This window comes from Marinomonas dokdonensis (assembly GCF_052747885.1).
Map to the genome: position 1 here is coordinate 14563 of NZ_JBRAND010000007.1, position 24442 is coordinate 39004.

Genomic DNA, 24442 nt, shown 5'->3' on the forward strand with positions numbered 1-24442 from the left:
CTCTTATGCGTCGTGTAGTAGTAACAGGTCTTGGTATCGTCAGCTGCCTAGGCAATGACAAAGACAGCGTTCTAAACTCCTTACGCGAAGGACGTTCTGGTATTCGTTTCGCTGAAGATTACAAAGAATATGGCTTCCGTAGCCATGTTTGTGGTCGCATCGATTTGGATTCAGAATCTATCGATCGTAAAGTTCGCCGTTTCATGGGCGATGCAGCGACTTATGCATATGTTTCTATGCAGCAAGCGATTACGGATTCAGGTCTTACTGAAGAGCAAGTTTCCAATATCCGCACAGGTCTTGTTGCCGGTTCTGGTGGTGCGTCAGCGCAAAACCTAGTGGACTCTGCAGATACGCTACGCAACAAAGGCGTTAAGCGTGTAGGTCCATACCGCGTTACACAAACCATGGGCAGTACTGTTTCTGCTTGTTTGGCAACACCTTTCAAAATCAAAGGCGTTAACTACTCCATTACCTCAGCATGTTCTACTAGTGCTCACTGTATTGGTAATGCAATGGAGTTGATCCAGCTAGGCAAACAAGATGTTGTATTTGCTGGCGGCGGCGAAGAAGAAAGCTGGGCTCAAACATGTATGTTTGATGCCATGGGTGCATTGTCTTCTAAGTACAACGAAACACCTGACAAAGCGTCTCGTGCTTACGATGCAAACCGTGATGGTTTCGTTATCGCAGGCGGTGGCGGTATGTTAGTAATCGAAGAACTTGAGCACGCAAAAGCACGTGGCGCGAAAATCTACGCAGAACTTGTTGGTTACGGTGCAACGTCTGACGGTTACGACATGGTAGCTCCTTCTGGTGAAGGCGCGAAGCGTTGTATGCAAATGGCGATGAGCACAATTGACGGTGAGATTGATTACATCAACACCCACGGTACAAGTACTCCTGCTGGTGACATGAAAGAGCTACAAGCTGTTAACGAAACATTCGCTGACAACATTCCATTAGTGAGCTCTACTAAGTCTCTATCTGGCCACTCTTTGGGTGCAGCGGGTGTGCATGAAGCAATCTACTGCTTGCTAATGATGGAAAACGATTTCATCACAGCTTCTGCAAACGTTGATGAGCTAGACCCAGCAGCAGGTAAAATCCCTGTTGTAACGACTCGCAAAGACAATGCAGGCTTGAAACACATCATGTCTAACAGCTTTGGCTTTGGTGGCACCAACGCTAGTCTAGTATTCAAGAAATACGAAGACTAAGCTACCCGCCTTTTGTTAGCACAAAAAAAAACCGCATCTAATGCGGTTTTTTTTCGTCTGTTAATAACTGGATTAACAGGCAGACACTCAATACAAGGAAGAGTTACTTCAAAGGGAAATCATGACCTTTCGGCAATTGCCCCATGGCGTCACGCATCCAAGCATCCATTTCATTGTGAAGCTCGCCTGTTTTCTTGCCTTCGGCTTCGATAACAGGGCCAACCACAACACGAATCGTACCTGGGTATTTCAAGAAACTGTTGCTCGGCCAAGTATAGCCCGCGTTATGAACCACAGGTAAAATCGGCGCATTGGCCGAAGTCGCCAGCATTGCGGCACCCTTATTAAAGGCTTGTTCATCATTCGGTTTAATGCGCGTGCCTTCTGGGAAGATCAGCACAGAACGGCCATCTTCTAAACGCTCTTTACCCTGACTAATAATCTGCTTTAACGCATTCGAGCGCTTCGAACGATCAATCGCAATCGGCTGTACCATACGCAGCCCCCAACCAAAAAATGGAATCGACAACAGTTCTTTCTTTAATACTGTCGATACAGGCGCCATCAAAACTTGCAGCACATAGGTTTCCCACTCGCTTTGATGGTTTGCCACCAATACCACAGGACGTCCTTTTTCAATGTTTTCTAGCCCCACAATCTCGACTTTGACACGACAAAACACGCGAAACACCCACAGCAAGCCTTTGTTATGTTGATTCAACACAGGCTGACGAGCATTCTTCGGCAATAACAATGTGGCTAATGGCGCCAACAGACCAAACAAGATAGTTGAAATTGCGTAATAAACAAAAAATATCGTTGAGCCAATCCAAGCTCTTATCGACGTGCACAAATTCATTGTAATGGCAGACCTCTATTATGAATTAAGCTGTTTCTGTTGTTGCTTCAATGGGTTAGCGTACATAGCGAGAACCGTCTCTCGTAAATCTTCAGGGCAAGTTTCAAGGTACGCAGAAAAGGCTTTGTCTGTCGTAGGTAAGCCTTGCTGTAAAGCTAAAGCCGCCTCGTTACTAGAATGAATGGCGTATTGAGAAATAATCTGGCGATCCACTTCCGCGACGAAATCTTCCGCCGTTTCAAAGCTATTGTCCATCACATCACCAAAGGTCACCACCACCTTGCCTTTTTGCCCAACGATACCATTCTTAATGCTATCAATGTCTTCAAACTCACCTTTCTGATAGTTCCCCGTGGTGGATTTTTGATGCAGCTCTCGAGCTTTATCAAAGGCACACGGATCATATTCATAAGAGATAGACACAGGCACGACGTTTAAATTACCCATGGCTTCGGCAAACGGCACCTTGGCTTTCTTCTGGCTCATGTAAAACATCTTGATAATGGCAGGATCCGTTTGGTCCAAACCATCCTTCGCACGCCCCTCTTTTTGGGCAATCCAAATATTGGACTGTTCTTCCATAATAGAGTGACTGATATAGCCAGAAAGCTGACCAAAAGCCGCCATCATTTCACGAATACCATTGGCCGAACGTTTCACGATGAAACTCTTGTTCAAACGCATCAAGTCCGACACAAATGGTCGACGCAATAGGTTGTCACCTATGGCAATGCGTACAGTATTAAGGCCAGCTAAATACAAACCGTAGTTTACAAAAGCTGGGTCCATCGCAATGTCCCTATGGTTCGACAAGAACAAGTAACCTTTGTTTTTGTCGAGCTTTTCGATACCACGATACTCAACATCCGTGGTCGTGGTTTTAATCATGCGTTCCATGTAGCTTGCCACACGCATCTGGAAATCGTGAACGTTGGCAATACTTGATATCTGACGTTTTAGGGCAATTTTTACAGCAAAACCTAATGGGCTGCGTAGAAATTTAGGCCACTTCGCAAAGCGAAAATCAATAATCGTATTGATAAAAGCTGGCGTCTCAACCAAGTTATGCAATACCTCTACAACTTCATCGTCGTTGTAGGGGCGTATATCATGAAACTGATCCATTTAATTTTCCGTAAGTTATTACAATCGCAATTTGTTATTAGAATTTTTTATAGTGTTTCTATATTAAAGCCTAATGCTTCGAGTTCTGTACGCTTAGCCGTAGAAGACACTACCGCTACATTCTCGTTTTCTTTTACTAAGTAAGTGCGAGCCACATGCTGTAACTGCTCGATGGTTACCGCCAAAATGTTCGCACGGTATTTTTCTCGATACGCCAAAGAACGGCCATGCAGCGCCACATAGAAATCACTTTGTGCTTCTCCAGCAGGAGAACCAGGTTTATCCATTGAGCCAATCACCCCTAAGATCGCTTCTTCTAAAGCATCTTCGGTATGAGATTTACTAAGCAACCATTCAATCGAGGCATCAAAATCCGCTAAGGTTTCTGTTAAGCGAGGATCGCGGTAAGAGTAGAAACGGAAAGCGCCTAAGCTACCATCGAAACTCGCACCACCACCGTAAGCACCACCTTGTTCACGAATTGCACGATGCAAGAAACCATTGCGCAAGAAGCCACCCAGCACTGTAAGGGCCGCCACATCTGGGTGATCACCCGATACTGTACGGAAGGCTTTACTACAGAAGTTCACTTGTGTTGCTGTTAACCACGCCGTTTTCACACTGCGCTCAACAGGGTTAAAAGCAAACGTCTGCTCGACCTGACCTTTCGGCAAGTCAGCAAATACTGGCTTCACATCCGCCATCATTTGCGCTTCATGTTGTGGCTCGGCCACCATTAACAACTGCTTATCCGCCGCCAATAGCTTAGCGTGAATACGCGCAAAGACAGACAACACTTGGCTTACCGCTGCATCATCCGCTTTCATCGCGTCATCTAGAGCGATGGCCGCACGTATGCCCGTCATACCACCCCAAGCTTCTTGTTGAGCAGAGTAACCAGAAATACCACTCGCTGCGGCGGTCATGGCTAAAGAATGACCTTGCCCTGTGATGGATTGTTCACGGCGAGCACGGCGTTGTGCCACCAGCTCTTTGACGCGAGATATCTCATCGAAGCGTACATTCAGCATGGTGTCTTTCAGCAGTTCGCTCATAGCCACAACATTGGATACCAAGGCTTTCGAGTTCAACACAAAGTAACCATTAACCGTTTGGCGATCTTGCAGCGTTGCACGGATAGAGGTAGAAGCACCGAAGCCACCACACACTTGCGCTTGACGCTCTTGCACGGCCAAATAATCCAGCTCGCCCACACCAAGCTCAGTTAGCAAAGATGAGAACAGCGGCAGATGGCGCATTTCTTCTTCGTCTAGCGCTGGCAAGGTGATCACTAATTGCTGATACACCAAACCATTTGTGCCTTGTGGGTAAAAAGTAACGGGCAGATCACCCGCTTGCTGATGCTTTTCATATTCAGGCAGTTTGGCAGGCACATCTTCAAGGCCAACTTTTGGCAAGATGCTCATGTCATCCACTTGTGCCTGACGCGCTTTAAGAGCTTCACTGCGTTCAATAATTTGTTGTTTCTCAGCGTCCGACAAAGCCGCTTTGATCTGTCTCAAACGCTCTGCTTCAGCTTCGTTACGGCGGCCTTCCAACTTGTCGTCTGGGCTTAATGTCACGGTGACGCGGTGGGCGTTATCCATTAGCAAACTTTGAATTAGGCTTGGGATGTAGGCTTTATCCAAGACTTTTTCACGCATTTGCGCGATCACTGGGTCAAGATCTAACTGGGCAATCACATCACCTGAATGCACAGCGGTAGACAAGCCCGCGAGGATAAGCTGCAAGCCATAAGGGTAACCATCGCCACCAATTTCACGCTGGCTTAGTTCCAATTGATGCAGCATGGCATCGACCATGTCTTGGGGAACACCATTAGCAACAATGTCTTCAAGGGTGTTAATAATAAGAGCTTCCACTTCGCCACTGCGCTCACGTTCCACGCCTTCAAGGCCACACATAAAGCTCATTTCTTTATTGCTGTCTTCTAGGCCACATAAAGGTGATGGGGCACGGCCAAGCTTGCTGCTTTCCAGCACGCGACGCAAAGGTGAGGCGCTGTTGTCTAGCAATACACTGGATAACAATTGCGCTTCAAACTGTTTGCTTAAGTCTGTGCTTTCTCCAAGCAACCAAGCGACAACCACATGGCTCGCATCCGCTTTTACTTCGTCTGCGGCATAGCCTTCTTCAACTCGTACAGGTGAAAAATAGCGCTTTGCATTTGGCACGCTAACTTGTGTTTCTAAACGCTCAAAACGGCTTAATACTTTGGTTTCGAATTCAGCTTGTAGTGTTTCTGCTGGAATATCGCCAAAGGTCATGAAGACAGCATTGGAAGGATGGTAGTGAGTGCGGTAGAAAGCCAATAAATCTTGGTAAGACAAATCTGGAATATCCGTCGGCTCGCCGCCAGAGTTGAAGTGGTAAGTGTTATTAGGGCATAAGTATTTGGTCAACGCTTGCCACAACACAGACGTTGTTGAGCTCATGGCACCTTTCATTTCATTGAATACCACGCCTTTGAAAGTCAGATCAGACTCTGCATTGGTGGGCTCTGCAAATTCTAAGCGGTGGCCTTCTTGAGAAAAGTCCAATTCATCTAGGCGTGAGAAGAACACAGCATCCAGATAAACATCCAACAGGTTGCTGAAATCCTTTTTGTTTTTGCTGGCAAAAGGGTAAGCCGTCCAATCAGAAGAAGTAAAAGCATTCATGAAGGTGTTCAAGGAACGACGTATCATCATGAAGAAAGGGTCACGTACCGGAAAGCGTTCCGAACCACACAATACTGTGTGTTCCAAAATGTGGGCGACACCACAAGAATCTGTCGGTACGGTTTTTAAGCCAACCAAGAAAACATTTTCGTCATTGTCTGATGCCATGTGAAAATGTTTCGCACCCGTAACGGTATGTTCAAACTCTTGAACCGTCACATTAAGTGCGTCAATAAACTCACTACGAATAAATGTGAACGCAGGGTGATGCCCATTGTGGTCGACCATTATTTACCTCTTGGAATTCGGATACGATGTCAAAATCGGGTAATCGCAGCCAGAAATAATAACTGGCCGCAAAAGTGGTGGGATTATAGCAAAATTGTCGCTTTTACTGCACGAATAAACGTGAAAGGTTTCGTAAGAAAACAGGCTATTTACTAACGTTTTTGCTGCTTTTCCCAGTTTTCTAGACGGGCTTTGTCACTTTTCTTGAATAACACGTAAACCGCCCCTAAGCCGCCATGATGACGCTGGGCGCTGTGAAATGCCATCACACTGTCGAGGTCTCGCAGCCATTTATTGATGTAGCTCTTGATCATGGCTTGATCATTCGGATCTGGCGTTCTATCTCCTTTGCCATGCACGATAATTGCCACACGTATATCATGACGGACACAGTCTTCGGCAAACTGATAGACCTGCTCTCGCGCTTGTGCAACCGTATGCCGGTGAAGGTCTAAACGCGCCTCAATGCCATATTTACCTTGGCGCAAACGCTTGAACACACCGTCTTGCATACCAGAGCGTTTAAACTCCAGCACATCATTGGGTTCTACTTTTTCTACGTAGTCTTGAGAAAGGTGATTTCGGTCCGCTTCTTGAGCGATTGATGCTGCCTGTTTTCGAGCATCAAAATCTACCTGAGGACCTTTTTTACCCAGATATACTTCTTGGGTTTGTAATTGTTGAATGCCCGCTACTTCTTGAGCAAACAAGGAAGCTTCATCATCCTCGTGCACAATGCCACCTCTACACATCATCCCGCTGCAAACGCTGCAACGGCTTAGTCTTAAAATGGCTCCATTATACCGATTATCAAGTTTGCCTGTAGCAAGGGAGTAAGAAAGTTTGCTCCCTAAGCGTTAATCATAGTGCAGCGGTGCTGCAGCCCATGATGAGTAAACATAGCTTGTTGGCCTTTTTGCCAGAAGCTCATCTCGGTATTAACGTATTGCACGCCAGAAGCAGTGGGTGAACGCTGTAACACGTCACTACTGTGACCAACCATCAATTTAACGGTTTCAGCTGTTTGCTGTGCAAGGGTAACCTCCCCCAAACTGTCGCACTGATATTGGTAGGTGGAAGTTCTATTTGGGTCTTCAACAGCGACTTCAGTCGCTTTACTAAATTTCATTCTTAGCAGGCCATCACTATCGTAAAGCTTTAATTTCTTATCGGCTTTAAGCGTGTAGCGCACGGTTTCATTGATCGCGGAGAAAAAACGCTGCTCTTGGGAGCCAATCTCAACTGGGCAGCCTCGTCTGGTGGACACTATATTGGTAAACACTAGGCTATCTGTATTTATCGTTACTTTACCGGTAAAGCGATTACAGCCGGTAAAACCAGACACCCGATCGTCCTCCGAGAACACTAAAGTGAGCGGGCGAGATCCGCTCACTTCCGTTTGATCAAGGGCTTCTATTTGCCAACTTCCATGAGGCAAGATCACAACCTCTTCTTCTGTTGCTTCACTATGTTGAATAAGCGGCTCAGAACACCCCATTAACAACCCTGTCATTACTACTGTCAAAGACCAAGCACGCTTCTGCATAAATACACTCTATAACTGTCCACTATGACCGCTATGCAATCACAATTCAAAAACACTGTCATGGCCTTTTAATGTAAAGCTTAGTAAATAATCTTAAAGCGGCTACCTAGCCCTTCTCAATAGGAAGTAAGCGATTAAACAAGGAGGCAGATACACCAGAATAAAAATGCCAGCTTCAAACACAAGAGGAAAACCCTTGATCACTCCTACCGTCATATTTAGTAGAGAAATAAGACCCCATATGGGTATAAAAGCCACCAGCGCCTTGTCTCTTGCCGTTTTGTTCAAGGGACACAAATCCCCCAGTAAAACACAGCACAGCAGCATAAATAAGCCCAGTGTCAGCATCAATAATGTGTGCATGTCTGCTCCATCAATTTTTGACCAATAACCCTAGTTAGATCACACCACCGTTCGCTCGTATGACCTGACCATTCACCCAGCTACCTTCTGAGCCGATCAAAAATGCCACCAGATTGGCGATATCTTGGGGCTCACCCAGCCTCTCTAAAGGGCTCATTTTTGCCATCTTATCAATGAGTTCAGCGGGCTTCCCTTGCAAGAACAAATCCGTTGCCGTTGGCCCTGGGGCAATAGCGTTAACCGTAATTTGTCGGCCTCTAAGCTCTTTGGCTAAAATGCCAGTGGCTGTCTCTATTGCGCTTTTCGTGGCGGCATAAACACTGTAATTTTCCAGTTTTAGTCCGACCACACTGGTCGATAAATTTACGATACTGCCCCCTTGATTAAGTCTCTTTGCTGCTGCTCGCATGGTATAAAGTGAGCCTTTTAGATTGATGTTTATATGTCTATCAATGGACTCATCCGAGGTGTCCTGCAAAGGTGATAAAGCCATTACCCCGGCGTTATTAATAAGAAAATCAACGCCTCCCCATTCCGCAATAACGCCCGCAAACATGTCATCTACCTGCTGAGGGTCTGAAACATCGGCTTGATACAAGCTTGCCTCGCCCCCCTTAGCCTCTATTTCTTCCTTTACCAATTCTGCTGTCTGCTTATTCTGGCTGTAATTAATCACGACTCGGTAACCTTTCATTGCCAAGTGTTTGGCGATTTGCGCCCCTATGCCTTTTGATGCCCCCGTTACAAGCGCTACTTTTCTGTTTGCTGTCATGATTCCACCCTCTTCTACGATTGAATGACAACAGACTATCACTTCATTTTTCACGAATAATCATCTAAAATTTGTTATCAGAATTCGAAAAATGCAAACAATCATGGACAGAATAGACGCCATGCGAGTGTTTACTCGCGTTTTAGAATTACGCAGTTTCACCCTAGCTGCGACAGACCTCAACTTGCCTAGATCGACAGTGACGGAAGCAGTTAAAAAGATAGAATCTAAATTAGGTGTGCGTTTACTTGAGCGTACAACCAGACAAGTCACCCCCACATTAGACGGCGAGCATTTTTACCATCGTTGCATCGCCATCATTAATGATGTCGAAGACGCTGAAAGCACTTTTTCTGGGCATCAGCCAAAGGGGCAATTACGAGTCGATGTACATGGTTCACTTGCGCGGCACTTCCTATTACCAAAGCTTCCTGAGTTTTTGGCTCAGTATCCAGATATAGAAGTGTTCATGAGCGAAGGCGATCAGCTGGTTGATCTAGTGCGAGAAGGCATTGATTGCGTATTGAGGGTGGGGAAACTCAAAGCAGAGGATCTCGTTGCTAAAGAAATCACTCAACTGATCGAAGTGACAGTGGCGGCTCCTAGCTACTTAGCAAAGCATGGCACACCGAAAAATATTGAAGAGCTAACGCAGCACGTTATGGTCGGCTTTAAGGCATCAGGCCATAGCAAGCCTATGCCCTTAGAGTTCACTCATAACAAACAGATCATCGAACTAAGTGTGCCCACGTCCATGACGGTCAACTCGGCAGAAACCTTTGTTGCGGCTGCCAAACTCGGCTTGGGCATCATACAAGTTCCCAAATATCATATAGAGCAGGAACTCGCGAAGGGAGAATTAGTCACTATCCTCGCGGATACACCACCACTCCCCTCGCCTGTTTCGTTGTTGTACCCCAGAAATCGCTCTCACTCTCCCCGAGTAAAAGCATTTATCGAGTGGTTAAAAGACCTAGACTTCAATCAATGAGTAAACTTCGTTACTTTACTTGATATCTTAATAGCACTTCGTTATCGAGCACCACATTGCTCGACCAGATAAATTGCGCACCGGCACCACTAAATTGCTCAATGAAATTCATGTAGCTGGGTTTATTATCCACGCCGATGGCATCTTCAGTGTATAGAGTGACTTGAGGCCAAGTGCTGTCGTTAAAGTCTTGGGTTGCCCAATCTTCAGGAACGTCCCAATGCACCCCATAGACACCGCTTTGGTCGTTTTGTCCGCGGGTCTGGCAGGAATCAGAAAGTCTCGCTCCCGCTTTTTCGCTTAAACAGCTTAGATCATAAACCGGAGAGGTATAGAAGGTTTGCGCTTGCCAGTCGCCATTGGTTACTGTGCCATCACTAAAGCTGGCGATGAAGCCGCCATCCCCCGGATGATACTGAGTACCACGATTGCGCTCTGAGCCTAGAGCTAAGTTCTCTTCCCAATCGATGACTTTAACCGCCAAGGTATAAGGCTTGCTAACCTTAAACTTAACAATGCTGGAGTTAAAAGGCGTAAAAGGCACGGCGTCGACACCGATAAGCTGACCGTTCACGTAAAGCTCAAAGTAGTTATCGGCAAAGATATAACCTGTTATCACTTCACCGTCTGGGTCCACTTCCACCACAGGCACTGAAGCCTGATCCACCTGCCCTAAGTTTGCAGGCGTAAGGCCCTGGCACTCTTCGTATAGGTTTTGAGCTTTGGGGCCCGTCTGGAAGTGATTATCCGCCGGGACAGTCCAAACTTTACCGTTCAGGTCTGTGATTTCCCCCATAGGAGAAACGCGGCTATAGCCATTGGCACATTCAAATAAATTTGGCACTAAGGTAGTGGCAGAGCCTTGCGTTAAGCTGCCTGTACCTTGATAAGCAGAAGGTGAACTGGCCGCCGCTAATCCGGACAGCCCTAGACTTAACAGGACCATGGCCCCTATCGGGCTAATTTGAATTTTAGACATACGGATTCATCCTTCTTCAAGTTGTCGGTTAATATTTTCGATTATAACCAGCTATCCGTAAATCTATGTCAGCGAGTTGAGGAAAAGCGTAAAGTTCTCCTGCACTCAACTCACTAGCAAGAACTCAGCTAATCAATCGATGATTCGCCGGGCACAGCTTCATGCATTACATGGAGCTTATTACCATCCAAATCACGGCAATACGCGCCATAATAATGGGGGCGATAACGGAAACCGGGAGCACCTTCATCTGTTCCCCCCGCTGCTAAGGCGGCTTGATAAAAGCGTTCCACCGCTTCGTTACTCTGTGCCTGAAAACTGATTTGCACACCATTCCCCACGCTTGCAGGCTGTTTATTGAAGGGTGTCAGCACCCAAAAACAACTCGGGCAACCCACAGGGCCATAGCCGATTTCGCCTTCTACCGTCATGGTACGTACCATATTAAGAGTGGCGAGCAGAGTATCGTAAAACGCCCCTGCCTTTTCTAAATCATTAGTGCCAAGAGTGACGCCTAACAGCATAAAATCATCCTATTGTTTACTTAACTTGATCGTCTGAGGGAGCAGTTTACAGGGTTTTAATCGATCACGCTGTAACGCGACTGACGAGTTGACATCCCGAGCCCTGCCCAATCAAACTATTGTTGGCCCTATGAAGACACATATTGCAGACTAAAATTTGCAGGCGGCGCCACCTGATTAAAATCAGCAAAAGCCTGTAACTGTTCGGCAAACTCCGCTCTAAAAGCGTCTTCGTTGTTGAGCTCTTTCTCAATAAATAACTGATTGATTTCCAGAGTATTAGTTTTGCGATGAGCCTTGCAATCCAAACGCCCCACCAGCTGACCTTGCCATAAGATAGGTAAACAGAAATAGCCAAATTGCCTTTTGTTGGCAGCCACATAGCATTCAATGGTGTAGTCGTATTGGAATAGGGCTTTTAAGCGCGGCCTTTGAATCACGAGGTTATCAAAGGGTGACAATATACAAACCTTGTTACGCTTCAACCTTTGGTCAAGTAAGTCTAGGGAGTTTTGAGTTACATAATATACATTATCTTGAACGCTCACTTGCTGTATCACGCCTTTTTCCATTAGGCGACTCAAGGCGGCCTGCACCTCTTGCTTCACTCCTTTTAGCAAGTAAATCATTTCTTGCAACTGGCCTAAACCTTGGGCGCTAAGGTAACTCAGGATCAAGTGTTCCGCATGTTCTTCTGGGCTTGGCAGGTTGGTATCAATGCCGGCTGGCAATACCCGCTCGGTGAGGTCATAAACCTTATGAAAACTTTGCCGCTCACTGATCATTAAGTCCCCCTGCATAAACAGGGTTTCGAGCGCTTGCTTGGTCGGCTTGCTTTCCCAACCCGTACGCTTTGCCACACTGGACTCAAAGTCTTTGGCCATTAGCGGCCCTTCTGCACGAATGCGGTCGAGCACATAGTCCATCAATTTGGCATCTCTTTTATACCAATGGCTTTGCACTCCCGACCTGATAGCCTGTTTACGCGGTAGTGAATAGCGATAGTCCTGCATCGGCAGATACGCCGCCGCATGAGACCAATACTCAAACGCATTACGCTCTTTAATTAAGCGATCCAAATGCTCTGGCTGATACTTGGCGTTACGGCTCCAAAGCACATGATGATGCGCCCTTTGCACCACAGATATGGTGTCGATTTGCACATAACCCAATCGTTCTAGCTCCGCCAACGTCTGCTGATAAGCCGAGCCTGCAGGGGCTTTAGTCAGCAAGCCTTGGGATAAGAGAACAATTTTCTGCGCCTGTTCAAGAGATAAAGACATCATCACCTTTGTGTTACACCCAATATAAATAAACGTTCGCCAGAGGTTAAAGCTACCTGCCTTAATTCCAGTATGCAAAACCAGACCTTAAAATCCTTTCACGGGGACATAAAAAAGGCTGCCAAACAATTGCTTGGCAGCCTTTGTATTTCGCTTGTCTTGATCAGCCTAGGTTATAGCTCGATCACTACCTGCTCACCATCAATGGTCAGCTCTAGGGTATTACCCACCAGCTTATGAGACACTTGCGTTTTTGCCCCATCGACTTTGCTTGGTACCAGCAGAGTCAAAATATTATGCGATTTCTTCGCTTTAAACTTGGCTTCAATGTGGCGATGAACTTCTAAGTCTTGGAATTCCGCTGGGTCTACTTCACCAAAGCCTTCGACATTCTCGATGGATAATAGATCGTCCGTGCAGTCATTGATGAAAGTCACATCCAATAGCGCATTGTCACCAATGATCTGGAAAGACGCATCGCTGGTTTGTGTTTGGAAAGTTGTGTGCAACAACCAAGTTAAATCTTGTTCCGTTTTTAGCGTCGCGGTATCACGCATTACGAACACCTTGCCCTTGGCAAACCAGATCTTACGCTTGTAGCTTTCTAACTCTGGGTTATGGAATTGGTAAGACGTTGAAGCATCCCCTTCCACAAACAAAACCTCTGACTCAGTGTCGTAATCACTGATCTTACCGCCCGCTTCAATACAGTAGCGGTCTTGGTGCTCGCCTTCGAAGTTCGACGTAGTGTTCTCGGCATACTGGCCTTTGCCATCGAACAATGGCAAGTTTTTAGAAAAGGTGCGACGACGCCACTTAATGTGCATGTCTACTCCAAAGCCACCGTAGTAACCCGTAATGGCCGCCAACGTATCGCCAAAGGCATGCAAGGTATAAGCGTTTTGGTCACCGTGTGAATGGCTGATCGAACCAAATGGGCTACATTTGTACACCATGTGGATATGCTCATCACGCTTCGTCATGTTGCTATGGAAAGCGGCCCAGCCAGTAATCGGGAAGACTTTTAGTAACGGCTCGTTAGACGGCGCAACCTCTGGCATATCGTTCCATAGGTAATCAAAGCGCAAATCATCGTAACCGAAATCCCACCAGCCAAAATTATAGAACTTGGTGTGTGCTTCCGTGTCACGAGCTTTCAATTGGTTGTAATACCAGATGTACTCAGGCTTGTTGTTCACACCCGCAAAATGCTTGATGTTGTAGGCCAGTTTCAAACCGGGGAAATCACCAATACTGGATTGGTCACAGAAGCTGGCACGCTTAGAGTGCACCGGCATACAGTAGAGCGGGAAATCCCCTGTGTTTTTGTAAAACTCTTTATTAAACATATTGATGGACGTGTAGCTTTTCAGCAGATCGAACGACTCACCAAGGAATGCCATCTGAGTATTCCAGTAGTCTGGGCCTTCTGCCCATGCGCCATCTTGTCCACCCCATGGCGGATAATGTTTCGCATAATACTCGATGCCGTACTCGATATATTCACGCGCTTTCGGGTATTCATTGTAAAGGGCGATACAAGTCGGGATCACTGCGGAACTAATACTGCGCACCCCATGGCTGTTTAATGGGTTCGCTAATAGATCCACTGTTACTTGCAGGTGATGCATGATCTCTTCTAAACGAGCAATAAGCGCCTGTTTAATGGTGTCACGTTCCGCTTCAGTGAAGTAAGCGTGTAACCAGTCGTAACCCCAAGCCATCGCCGCAATCACACGGAAAGCCGCTTCATCGTTATAACCACGCGAAGTCACGCCTTCTGGGTCATAAGAGGCTAGTTGTAATGTCCAAGCTTTGGCTTTCGCGATCATGGCTTGGTCTTCTAGCACGATACCAGCAATGGACAAGTTACGGGTGGCGTTAAAAGCTTCTTGGCAGCTAACGTACATTTGACGCCAGTAAGGACGCCATAAAGAGGCCTTGCCAACGGTTTCTTCAGGGTAAGGTTGCGGCTCGGCATAAGGCTCCACATCGATAAATTTGAGTGTGGAGTTATTCATAAAGGCGTCGAACTTGCAGTAGCTGGCATCCTTTTTTAGATTCTCACGAAAGGCCGCTAGGCCTTTGCTTTGTACTAATAAACGTGGGTGCTCGACACTCAAGTTATCCAAAAAAGAAAGGTCGATATCGGCTTCTTGTACCTTAATCGGCATGACATCCACTAGATTACCCGCGGACTTATCGTTTTCTAATTTGATCGCTTTAATGGCGTCAAAAGATTTCTTATCAGACATTCAAAACCTCTTTCTAAAAAGGGAGCAGTCACAAGCCTTAACGTTTTCAATGGCAATTGAGCACAGCGTATTAACCGCTAAGCTCATTCAGGCTTGTGTAATCTTGTTATTAAAATGGGTATCACACCCTGCACTGGCGGCTATTTTAACGTTGTTTTCTTTAATTGTCATACAAATGAGCGTAGCACTCACTCGCTTAACGATTGCTCTCCCTCCAAAGCCTGTTTCAATGCGGGTTTAGGGGTGAAAGGCGACAACACAATACCTATAGAAGCCACCACGATTGCGCCAATGCCCAAGCATTGCAGTAAGGACAACTGCTCCCCTAATATCAAAAAGCTGACGATCGCCCCCATCACCGGCTCGCCGCTGGCCATGACGCCGTATATATGGGTGGGCAAGTTGCGCAGAGCAAACATCTCAAGCATCAGAGGTATGGCGCTGGATAACAGAGCGATCACCACCACTAACAAAAACACATTAAATTCTAATATTTGGGAAAGTGAGCCTGTGTCACCTGCGGGCATCACGATCAAGGAAGCGACCACCAAACCGAGCGATGGCGCTTTACTGCCAAAGCGCTTACCCGCCTTCTTGCCCATGAGGATATAAGCTCCCCAGAAAAACGCTGCCACCAGCGCGTAGAACAGCCCTAGCACATCGAGGCTTTCCACTTGCGCTGACTTTGGCAGCAGCAAAAAAATCCCCGTTGCCGCCAATAACACCCACAGATAATCGGAACGATTTTTCGAATAAAACGCCGCCACACACAAAGGGCCAATCAGCTCCACCGCCAATGCCACACCGACCGGCACTGTTTTGATGGACATATAAAAGAACAGATTCATACCGGCAACGGTTATGCCGTAAGCCAAGACCGTCCCTAAGCTGTTGCGGTTAAAGCGCACCCGCCAAGCTTTTAACAGGAAGAATAAGATCACCGCCGACACAGACAAACGCAGCACTGTGACATCTTTTGGCGTGAGCAGCGAGAACATGGATTTCGCCAAGGCCGCCCCTGCGGTAATCGAAACAATGGCCAGCAGCAATGCTGCCACAGAAGTCATGAGTTTGAACGAAGGAGATGCCATCAGCATAAGTTAATCTCTAATAAGTCGAAAAATATGAGATAAAATTTATCAGCTTGGCGTATATTTCTAAGTCATTATTCACTTAGATTTGATAATTTTTATCAAAATCTCCCTAAGAAAGGCCAAAACCTGATGGACGCATTAGATAAGAAGATCCTCGAACAGCTGCAAATAGATGCCAAAGCTTCCATGGGTTCGATTGCCGAAAAAGTTGGCCTGTCGGAACCTGCCTGTTATCGCCGAGTGAGACAACTGCGTGCTAGTGGTGTTATTGAAAAGGAAATGGCCATCGTCAAACCCAAAACCATGGGTTGGCCTCTAAGCATGCTCGTTATGGTCACCTTCGAAAGAGACCATAACACCATCATAAACAGCTTCCTTGCTCGGGTTAACAAGGAGCCAGAAGTGCTCGATTCATGGTGTGTTACAGGAGATCATGATGTGGTATTGCAAGTGCTATCTACCGATATGGAAGCCTTCGACGACTTCACCAACCGAGTGCTGCACAAAGACGACAGCGTGAAATACTTCCGCACCCTAGTGGTACTCAAACACTCCAAAGCCAACAGCCCAATACCGCCAGCGGGGTAGCAGTCACAATTATCTTAATTACTAACTAATGGTTTTTTAAATTTTAGTTCGAGTGGTTGAAATACAACTTTGAAGAATGGGATAGAGATATTACGAAAATTAGGAACACCGCTTAATGACTTTGCCGCTATTAAAGTGCTTTGATCGAACATTTTGTCTCCACTAGGCAGGACAACCTGAGCGTGCCGTACGGTGCCATCATAGTTAAATCTGACACTAACCGTATTTTCCGTACCCGGTTCAGAAAATACAGGTATTCGCCACCGCCTCTCTATTCTAGATTTGATTGTCTCCATAACAATAAGCAAGGCTTTATTATTATTTTCTTTTTCACGCTCTATTGATGCCTTTCGCCCTTCTTCATCTATACCCTTTAGCACATCGTAGAAGTAGTTATAGGCAATGGTGTGGGGAATAATACTATGTGTAATATCACCACTTTTATAACACTCGTTTAATGCATTCTTAATAGATTTATTGGAACCTTTCAAAGAGAGATGAAGCATTAAAGTTTCGTTGTTATCAAGCACTACCTGAACCGATAGGAGATTCCCAACCTTGATTTGCTCTATCAAAGTAGAGAGATGATCCGGATTGACTCTGCTTACATGGGTGTACCGTGAAACATATGATTCCCAGTATGACTGACTAACGGGAAAGTCATCAATTTTAGTTCTAACAAAAGCACGCTTACTGCCTATCCCTTTTGGTCTAGTTCGCACTACATTAAATATTGCACCGCTTAAAGACCCTTGATCTGTGTTACACACCATCATGACCCCTGACTCTTCTTCGGCATTAAAACCAATAGCACTGACATACCGCTCCTCTGTAAAGTCATCAATTGACTTAGAAACAAACCAGATGCTGTTAGACAGATTTTCTGCCCCAATAATATGAGGAAAAATTAGCACTAAAAACAGACTAGATTTTAAGAGCATAAGTGACCATCCTTTGTCGATTATAAATTTTAGGAGCTTTATACCTATCATGTTAATAGCAAATAAGCAGGCGAATTTAAAAATATGTCAACTCTTGATTATATGATTAACAGCTTACTTAAATCCTAAAGCTTAGGCTATGATAAAATGGGGTTAAATGAATAACTCCTCTACTCCAATTTACTCCCATAACGCCCAGACATTCAATCTCCCAATCAAAAAACAAAAAAGCCCCGCAATTTCGAGGCTTTCTATCTTGGTGCTTAAACTACAAGTCTTAGAAAGGAAAACAAAGACAAATTCATCAAAAACAGGGTCGGTAAAAATGAAAAACCATTTTATTTCAATAATTAAAACAACCACCCCTATTTTATTTTTTTACATTTTTCAATAGAAAGTAAAAAAACAACCATTTAAACCAAGACTAGTACCCCTTTTAGAGCTATATGATGGATTGAAAGCTATGCAGAGACACCCAGTCAACCCTATACAAATGATTGCTCCACATACTCTTGATTAATCGCTTCATTAGCTATGCAGTCTTAATAGTTTGTCAACCCAATTTCTTTGCCAATAAGCAAATAAAGCTTGCTAGGCGATGAAAAAGATATTCAATGTGGTCACTGTCATTTAATTTGACCTGAGTAACCTCTGAGTGACGAATAAAAAACGTGTTACCAATATCAGTCAGAGCTTTAGCCTCAGATTCTAGTTGGTCTCTGAATTCTTTATCTGATGCACATACATCAAGCAGTTGTGTCATTGATTGTTTTTTACTTTGACTAGGATTGAAGACTGTTTTTATACGTTCGAAAGCATCCCAAAGTTGTTTCAGTGCTTCATAACGCACTTGGACATCGGTGTTACATATTTTCGTATTTGCTTTTTCAATCAGATCGTCAAGTTCCTGATCAAGCGTCTTGCTTACTTGCCCAATAACTGAACCTAATGATGGATTGAGTATTCTTGTAATCTGCCCGTCCGCATTCAATCGGTAAGCTACTCCATTTCTAGAGAACATGGTGTCAACTTTATCTAAAAATTCAGCTTGTCCGGCCGAGCGATCAAATGATGTTATGTGGTGATGCCCAAAAAATGAATGAAACTGCCTCAACGTTGGCTTAGATACATTCGCATAACAAAACTGCACTAAGTCTAGTACTTCTAAGTAGTCAGGAGTAAAAGGAACTCTTTTAGACATCCAATCATCAGAGACTTTTTTTTCTGTAATAAATGGATATTCAATTCTCGGTATTTCAGCTTTTAAATGTGACGAAAATATTCTTTCATCGGTTCCACAGCACCCTTGCCCATCAGGACAAATATCTGGAAATTCATCTCCGAAATATCCTGTATCGATTAGCTGTTGAATATACGCAGTTAACCCATACCAAACATTGTAGGGAATTTCATTATTTGTTCGAGGCAAAGCACCTCTTTCAGAATCACTAAAGTACTTCATAATTTCCTTAGTTGGGTTAACACTAATATAAATTGAATCGCCACCAGTCAACTAGACTGAATACAAACAGCATATTGCTCAAATAATTCGACCGAACTAAACCAATCAAACTGCAAATAAAACGGGTCAGAGTTAAATTAACAACTTCCTCATATTGCAATTTACCCCCATAACGAGCAGATATTCAATCTCCCAATCAAAAAAAACAAAAAAGCCCCGCTGTTGCGAGGCTTTCTATTTTGGAGCTTAAACCACAAGTCTTAGAACGGGATATCGTCGTCGAAGTCGTCGAAGTTCGGTGCTTGCTGTGGTTTTGGCTCTGGCGCTTTAGGTGCCGGTTGTGGCGCACGCTGAGCTGGTGCTGGCTGTTGTGGCGCGTTGCCCCAGCTACCGAAAGATTGTGGTGCAGCTTGTTGCGGAGCCTGTTGTGGTGCTTGCTGAGGCTGTCCGTAACCACCTTGAGCAGGTTGCTGGTTAAAGCCACCTTGTGGTGCGTGTTGTTGTGGCGCTGCCTGCTGTGGTGCTTGGTTGTAGCCACCTTGTGCTGGTTGCTGAGCTGGAGCGTTGTTGCCGTAGCCGCCCTGTCCGCCATCGTAACCGCCTTGTTGGCCGCCGTTGTTATCACCACGTCCGTCTAGTAGTTGCATTTCGTTGGCAACGATTTCTGTGGTGTAACGTTTGATGCCGTCTTTTTCCCACTCACGAGTACGCAAAGAGCCTTCTACGTAGACTTTGGAACCTTTTTTGATGTAATCACCAGCGATCTGTCCTAGGCGGAAGTTACCACGGTCCATGAAGGCCACTCGGTGCCATTCTGTACGTTCTTGCATTTGACCGGTTTGCTTGTCGCGCCAGCTTTCTGTTGTCGCCAAGTTAACGTTTGCAACGGCTGCACCCGATGGCATGAAGCGTACTTCTGCATCGTTGCCTGCGTTACCAATTAAGATGACTTTATTTATTCCACGTGCCATGACGTTGTTCTCCAACTATAAATAGATATTGTCTGTTAAAGATTTATTTGCGGAGCAATCTGTCGCAAAGCGTCTTTGTCTAATAATTTCTTGTCTACTTTCAAATAGGCGGTTTGCTCATCTGAAAAAATCTGCATATCTTCCACTCCTTGGACTTGAGCAAGTTTTGCGCTGAGTTCGCTGACTGCCTGGTCGTTTGTCTCCGTTAGGCTAAACGCTAAGCTGCTCAGTTGTTTTGGCGGTGTCTGCCAGTAACAAGCGAGCGTCCAAACCAATAACACGCCACCTACTGCCCAAAAAACGGCACTCGATGAATAATACTGTAATAGCCAACCACCACATAAACCACCAATAAAGGAGCCCATAAATTGGTGTGTGGAAAACACGCCCATGGCGGTACCTCGGTAGCCGACTGGTGCGAGTTTACTGATGAGTGATGGCAAGGTCGCTTCGAGGGTATTAAAGCCAATAAAGTATAGCCACAATAATAGCCCAAATATCCAAATCTGTGGTGCCCACTGTAGTAGCAAGGCGCTGAAACCTAGCATGGCCACTACAAAAATAAGCACGCCTTTCATTTTGCCTTTTGTCTCGGCAATAATGACCAATGGTACCATACCCACAAAGGCAAAACCCATGACTGCCAGATATAACCAGCTATGTTGTGCCAAGGGTAAATCAAACTGATTAATTAATAGGTTTGGAATGGTTAAAAACAAGGCGGTTAGGCTGCCGTGCAGTAATAATACGCTGATGTTCAAAAAGCGCAGTTGGCCGTCTTTAAGCACACGCCCTAGGGCGACTAAGCTTGGCGTGGTGTCTCGGCGAAAGGTATGTTGCACTATGTTTGGTACAGCGAAGACGATTAAGCCAATGCCCAATAACGAGAAGAAGAAGGATAGGTAAAACAGCCCCGCCAGTCCGACTAGGTCAAACAACCATGGTCCCAGCACCAAGGACAACATAAAAGAGGCACCAATGCTTATGCCGACGGTCGCCATGGCTTTGGTACGGTTTTGCTCGCGGGTCACATCACTTAATAAGGCCATTAGGGTGCTGGCAATGGCACCTGCCCCTTGCACGGCACGACCGATAATTAATACCATGATATCGTTAGCGTTGGCACAAATCAGGCTACCTAGTGCAAACAGTAATAAGCCGATGATAATGACGCGTTTACGGCCTATTTTATCGGACCACATGCCCATGGGAATTTGTAGGAATGCTTGGGTAAAACCATAGATGCCGATGGCCATGCCTATCATCGCTGCGTCGGCACCGTTTATGCCATCTGCGGCCACACTTATCACTGGCATGATAAGGAATAATCCTAGCATTCTGAATAGGTAGATCAGCGCTAATGCAAGTACAGAGCGACGTTCGAGAGCATCCATAAGGAAAATATAACCAACCAGCTAAAGGGTTAAGACAGAAATATGTCAATTTTACAAAAAATACCGTTGAAGCTCCATTTCAACTACTGTAAAAATAGACAGTAATTTCATTAACTAACAAAACATTTACTGTTAGCTAACTTCACATTGGAGACACATGGATACCATTACTATACGCGGGGCCCGCACCCACAACCTAAAAAATGTGGACCTAGACATACCTCGCGATAAGTTAGTCGTGATTACCGGCTTGTCAGGATCGGGCAAGTCTTCCCTCGCCTTCGATACGTTATACGCCGAAGGCCAACGCCGTTATGTTGAATCTTTATCAACTTACGCTCGCCAGTTTTTATCCATGATGGAAAAACCCGATATTGATCATATCGAGGGGTTATCGCCCGCTATCTCTATTGAGCAGAAGTCGACGTCACACAACCCTCGTTCTACGGTCGGTACCATCACCGAAATCTACGACTATTTGCGTTTGTTATTTGCTCGTGCAGGCCAGCCAAGATGTCCTGACCACGGCGAACCACTTGAAGCGCAGACCATATCACAAATGGTCGATAAGATAATCTCCCTGCCAGAAGAAAGCAAAATGATGCTGTTGGCACCGATCGTTAAAGATCGAAAAGGTGAGCACTTACACACTATCAATGACTTGCTATCAAAAGGCTTTATCCGTGCTCGTATCGACGGCATAGTGGTTGACTTGGACGATGCTCCTGCATTGGAAAAGAACAAAAAGCACACCATTGAGGTAGTCGTCGACCGCTTTAAGGTGCGCTCAGATTTACAGCTACGCTTGGCGGAATCTTTCGAGACGTGTTTAGGCTTGTCCGACGGTATTGCCAAAGTGATCAATATGGACGACGAAGACGACGTGCATATTTTTTCCAGCAAGTTTGCCTGTCCTGTTTGTGGCTACAGCCTAACCGAGTTGGAACCTAGACTCTTCTCCTTCAACAACCCCAATGGTGCGTGTCAGACCTGTGATGGCCTTGGTACTCATCAAATGTTCGACCAAGAACGTATTATCCAAGACGATACGCTGACGCTTGCTGAAGGCGCGATTCGTGGTTGGGGACGTCGTAGTATTTATTACTACCAACAGTTGAGCGCTCTTGCCCAGCATTATGGCTTTGATATTGAAGCGCCTTTCAAAGACATTCCGGCAGAATTTCAAAAGAGCATTTTGCATGGTTCTGGCAAAGACAAAATAGAGTTCATGTACATTAATGAGCGGGGCGACAAGATGACCCGCTCCCATGTGTTTGAAGGGGTCATTCCGAATTTGCAGCGTCGCTACCATGAAACCGAATCTGACTCGGTACGCGATGACTTGTCCCAATATATTAGTACTCGCGCTTGTCCTGATTGTCATGGTTCCCGCTTGAACCGTTCAGCACGCAACGTCTTCATTGCTGAGCAAACCTTACCCGAGATTGTCACCTACCCTATTGCCGAATGTTTGAAGTATTTTGAAACGTTAGAACTGGCTGGGGCACGAGGCGAAATCGCTTCTAAGATTCTGAAAGAAATACGCGATCGCCTAACCTTCTTGGTCAACGTAGGTTTGGATTATCTCACTCTAGACCGTAAAGCCGACTCTTTGTCTGGTGGTGAAGCGCAACGTATTCGACTTGCCAGCCAAATTGGTGCGGGTCTAGTAGGCGTTATGTACATATTAGACGAGCCTTCCATTGGCTTACACCAGCGAGACAACGAACGCCTAATCGCCACACTGACACGCTTGCGTGACTTGGGTAATACGGTGATTGTGGTGGAGCACGATGAAGATGCCATTCGCATTGCCGACCATGTGGTGGATATCGGCCCTGGGGCAGGTGTACATGGCGGTCAGATCATTGCGAGCGGTACACCAGAAGACATTATGGATTGTCCTGAATCAGTCACTGGTCAGTTTTTGACGGGTAAACGTAAGATAGACATTCCAGCACTTCGTCATCAAGCCAAAAACAAGCAGTCTCTGAGCTTGATTGGGGCAAAAGGTAATAACCTAAACGACGTGACCTTAAATATCCCTGTCGGCGTAATGACCTGTGTAACAGGGGTATCTGGTTCGGGTAAATCCACCTTGATCAACGGCACTCTTTACCCACTGGCGGCCACAGCACTTAATGGGGCAACTACGTTAAAAGCAGCACCTCATGAACATATCGAGGGCTTAGATTTATTTGATAAGTGTGTGGACATAGACCAAAGCCCAATCGGTCGTACACCACGTTCAAACCCTGCTACCTACACGGGTATTTTTACGCCCATGCGTGAACTGTTCTCCGCGACTCAAGAAGCCAGATCTCGTGGTTATAAACCTGGGCGTTTTAGTTTTAACGTCAAAGGCGGGCGCTGTGAAGCCTGCCAAGGTGACGGTGTTATCAAGGTAGAAATGCATTTCCTACCGGATGTGTATGTGCCGTGTGATGTCTGTAAGGGGAAACGCTACAATCGTGAAACGCTAGAAATACAGTACAAGGGCAAGAATATTCACGAGTGTTTGGATATGACCATCGAAGATGCACGAGAATTCTTCGATCCTGTGCCTAGCATTGCTCGTAAGCTGCAAACTCTAATCGATGTTGGCCTAGGCTATATTCGCCTTGGACAAGCCGCTACGACCCTCTCAGGCGGTGAAGCGCAAAGGGTAAAACTGGCCAAAGAGCTTTCCAAACGAGATACAGGCAGCACTTTGTACATATTGGATGAGCCGACCACAGGTTTGCACTTCTCGGATATTGAGCAGTTACTAAAAGTTCTGCATCGTCTACGAGATCATGGCAATACCGTGGTGGTTATCGAGCATAATCTTGATGTGATCAAAACGGCGGATTGGATTGTAGACCTTGGGCCAGAAGGCGGTAGCGGTGGTGGTTACATTATTGCGGAAGGCACGCCTGAGAAGATCGCTGAGACAGAAGGTTCCCATACCGGACGCTTCTTAAAGACCATGCTTAACTAACCGCTAAGCGAACCCATAATCCCTTTGCAAAAATGTGAAGGGATTTTTTTTACTAAAAATTCTAGGAAAGAAGCTGGAGCTGGAACACTAAAATTTAGGCACAAAAAAAGCCGAGCTGTAATAAGC

Annotated in this window: 20 protein-coding genes; 4 read left to right on the forward strand and 16 right to left on the reverse strand. The window is 45.7% G+C overall.

Annotated features, from left to right (window positions below; all coding sequences use genetic code 11):
• Positions 1-5 precede the first annotated feature (5 nt).
• Complete coding sequence (gene fabB / locus ACUM5Y_RS14695; protein WP_445977644.1) at positions 6-1220, forward strand: beta-ketoacyl-ACP synthase I; 1215 nt, start codon at positions 6-8, stop codon at positions 1218-1220.
• Positions 1221-1323: 103 nt separating this feature from the next.
• Here fabB and ACUM5Y_RS14700 read toward each other — a convergent pair whose 3' ends face one another.
• The 7 genes from ACUM5Y_RS14700 to ACUM5Y_RS14730 form a co-directional block, all read right to left on the reverse strand.
• Positions 1324-2079, reverse strand: a complete 756-nt coding sequence (locus tag ACUM5Y_RS14700) for a lysophospholipid acyltransferase family protein (protein ID WP_445977645.1) — start codon at positions 2077-2079, stop codon at positions 1324-1326.
• A gap of 18 nt (positions 2080-2097) precedes the next feature.
• Positions 2098-3204 carry a lysophospholipid acyltransferase family protein gene (locus tag ACUM5Y_RS14705; RefSeq protein ID WP_445977646.1) on the reverse strand — a complete coding sequence of 369 codons (1107 nt, stop codon included), beginning with the start codon at positions 3202-3204 and terminating at the stop codon, positions 2098-2100.
• A 47-nt stretch (positions 3205-3251) separates the two neighbouring features.
• Positions 3252-6173: an insulinase family protein gene (locus tag ACUM5Y_RS14710; protein ID WP_445977647.1), complete on the reverse strand. Its 2922-nt coding sequence runs from the start codon at positions 6171-6173 to the stop codon at positions 3252-3254.
• 152 nt (positions 6174-6325) lie between these two features.
• Entirely contained in the window at positions 6326-6907 is a 582-nt protein-coding gene (gene smrA, locus ACUM5Y_RS14715; RefSeq protein ID WP_445977648.1) for a DNA endonuclease SmrA, read from the reverse strand.
• 116 nt (positions 6908-7023) lie between these two features.
• Positions 7024-7719, reverse strand: a complete 696-nt coding sequence (locus ACUM5Y_RS14720) for an META domain-containing protein (RefSeq protein ID WP_445977649.1) — start codon at positions 7717-7719, stop codon at positions 7024-7026.
• A 102-nt stretch (positions 7720-7821) separates the two neighbouring features.
• Positions 7822-8082, reverse strand: a complete 261-nt coding sequence (locus ACUM5Y_RS14725) for a hypothetical protein (protein ID WP_445977650.1) — start codon at positions 8080-8082, stop codon at positions 7822-7824.
• Between the two features lie 34 nt (positions 8083-8116).
• Positions 8117-8854 (reverse strand): SDR family oxidoreductase, encoded by a 738-nt coding sequence (locus tag ACUM5Y_RS14730; protein ID WP_445977651.1) that lies wholly within the window; start codon positions 8852-8854, stop codon positions 8117-8119.
• Positions 8855-8945: 91 nt separating this feature from the next.
• On the opposite strand from ACUM5Y_RS14730, the gene ACUM5Y_RS14735 reads away from it, so the two are divergent.
• Positions 8946-9845 carry a LysR family transcriptional regulator gene (locus ACUM5Y_RS14735; protein WP_445977652.1) on the forward strand — a complete coding sequence of 300 codons (900 nt, stop codon included), beginning with the start codon at positions 8946-8948 and terminating at the stop codon, positions 9843-9845.
• Between the two features lie 10 nt (positions 9846-9855).
• On the opposite strand, the gene ACUM5Y_RS14740 is transcribed toward ACUM5Y_RS14735, so the two are convergent.
• From ACUM5Y_RS14740 to ACUM5Y_RS14760, 5 genes are all read right to left on the reverse strand, one after another.
• Positions 9856-10824, reverse strand: coding sequence for a hypothetical protein (locus ACUM5Y_RS14740; RefSeq protein ID WP_445977653.1), 969 nt, complete (start codon positions 10822-10824; stop codon positions 9856-9858).
• A 128-nt stretch (positions 10825-10952) separates the two neighbouring features.
• A complete protein-coding gene (locus ACUM5Y_RS14745) occupies positions 10953-11348 on the reverse strand; it encodes a VOC family protein (RefSeq protein WP_445977654.1) in 396 nt (131 codons plus the stop codon).
• A gap of 128 nt (positions 11349-11476) precedes the next feature.
• Positions 11477-12634, reverse strand: coding sequence for a winged helix-turn-helix domain-containing protein (locus tag ACUM5Y_RS14750; RefSeq protein WP_445977655.1), 1158 nt, complete (start codon positions 12632-12634; stop codon positions 11477-11479).
• 170 nt (positions 12635-12804) lie between these two features.
• Positions 12805-14886, reverse strand: a complete 2082-nt coding sequence (locus ACUM5Y_RS14755) for a DUF4962 domain-containing protein (protein WP_445977656.1) — start codon at positions 14884-14886, stop codon at positions 12805-12807.
• 188 nt (positions 14887-15074) lie between these two features.
• The gene (locus ACUM5Y_RS14760) at positions 15075-15983 is read right to left on the reverse strand and encodes an EamA family transporter (RefSeq protein ID WP_445977657.1); all 909 of its coding nucleotides are present in this window, start codon (positions 15981-15983) and stop codon (positions 15075-15077) included.
• A gap of 126 nt (positions 15984-16109) precedes the next feature.
• On the opposite strand from ACUM5Y_RS14760, the gene ACUM5Y_RS14765 reads away from it, so the two are divergent.
• Positions 16110-16568, forward strand: a complete 459-nt coding sequence (locus ACUM5Y_RS14765; RefSeq protein WP_445977658.1) for an Lrp/AsnC family transcriptional regulator — start codon at positions 16110-16112, stop codon at positions 16566-16568.
• Between the two features lie 14 nt (positions 16569-16582).
• Here ACUM5Y_RS14765 and ACUM5Y_RS14770 read toward each other — a convergent pair whose 3' ends face one another.
• The 4 genes from ACUM5Y_RS14770 to ACUM5Y_RS14785 form a co-directional block, all read right to left on the reverse strand.
• Entirely contained in the window at positions 16583-17509 is a 927-nt protein-coding gene (locus ACUM5Y_RS14770; RefSeq protein WP_445977659.1) for an energy transducer TonB family protein, read from the reverse strand.
• A gap of 553 nt (positions 17510-18062) precedes the next feature.
• Entirely contained in the window at positions 18063-18971 is a 909-nt protein-coding gene (locus ACUM5Y_RS14775) for an AbiJ-NTD4 domain-containing protein (RefSeq protein WP_445977660.1), read from the reverse strand.
• Positions 18972-19231: 260 nt separating this feature from the next.
• Entirely contained in the window at positions 19232-19942 is a 711-nt protein-coding gene (gene ssb / locus ACUM5Y_RS14780) for a single-stranded DNA-binding protein (protein ID WP_445977661.1), read from the reverse strand.
• A gap of 35 nt (positions 19943-19977) precedes the next feature.
• Positions 19978-21336, reverse strand: coding sequence for an MFS transporter (locus ACUM5Y_RS14785; RefSeq protein ID WP_445977662.1), 1359 nt, complete (start codon positions 21334-21336; stop codon positions 19978-19980).
• 157 nt (positions 21337-21493) lie between these two features.
• On the opposite strand from ACUM5Y_RS14785, the gene uvrA reads away from it, so the two are divergent.
• Entirely contained in the window at positions 21494-24316 is a 2823-nt protein-coding gene (gene uvrA, locus ACUM5Y_RS14790; protein WP_445977663.1) for an excinuclease ABC subunit UvrA, read from the forward strand.
• The last annotated feature ends 126 nt before the right edge of the window (positions 24317-24442 follow it).